The sequence below is a fragment of the Bacillus sp. Nf3 genome, from assembly GCF_003028545.1.
GTDB lineage: Bacteria > Bacillota > Bacilli > Bacillales > Bacillaceae > Bacillus > Bacillus safensis.
In genome coordinates this window covers 1-756 of record NZ_PYUA01000030.1, presented here as the reverse complement: position 1 = coordinate 756, position 756 = coordinate 1, and the positions used below count along the sequence as shown (strand labels likewise).

General features: G+C 67.3%; 1 protein-coding gene. It reads left to right on the top strand.

Features of this window, described 5'->3' with window-relative positions:
- Positions 1-756, top strand: a 756-nt coding sequence (locus C9414_RS20700; protein WP_181286181.1) for a type II secretion system F family protein, incomplete at both ends; no start/stop codon positions are given.

Genomic DNA, 756 nt, shown 5'->3' with positions numbered 1-756 from the left:
AGGGGAAGACTCCGGCGACCTCGCACGGGTGATGGAGCGACTGGCCGACTACATCGAGGAGCGCAACGCGCTGCAGGCCAAGGTGCTGACCGCCTTCATCTACCCGGCGGCGATCAGCCTGGTGTCGGTGGCGATCGTGATCTTCCTGCTCAGCTACGTGGTTCCACAGGTAGTGACCGCGTTCGTGCAGGCGCGGCAGACGCTGCCGATGCTGACCCAGGTGATGCTGGCGGCCAGTGCATTCGTACGCAGCTGGGGCGTGTGGGTGGGGCTGGGCCTTGCTGCGTTGGTGGTGGCGTGGCGGCTGGCGCTGCGCCGGCCCGAGCTGCGCCTGCGCTGGGATGCGCTGCTGCTGAGGGTGCCGATGGTCGGGCGCTTCGTGCTGGGCGTGAACAGTGCGCGCTTTGCCTCGACGCTGGCGATCCTGCTCGATGCCGGTGTGCCGCTGCTGCGTGCGCTGGAGGCGGCACGACAGACGCTTGGCAATGCATTGCTGACGCGCTGCGCCGATGATGTGTCCGCGCGGGTGCGCGAAGGCGCGGCATTGGGCTCGGCGTTGAAGGTGCAGAAAGTGTATCCGCCGATCCTGGTGCATCTGGTGGCCAGCGGCGAGAAGACCGGCGCGCTTGCACCACTGCTGGATCGCGCCGCACAGACCATCTCGCGCGAGATCGAACGCCGTGCGATGGCACTGACCGCATTGCTGGAGCCGACCATGATTCTGGTGATGGGCGGCGTGGTGCTGACCATCGTGCT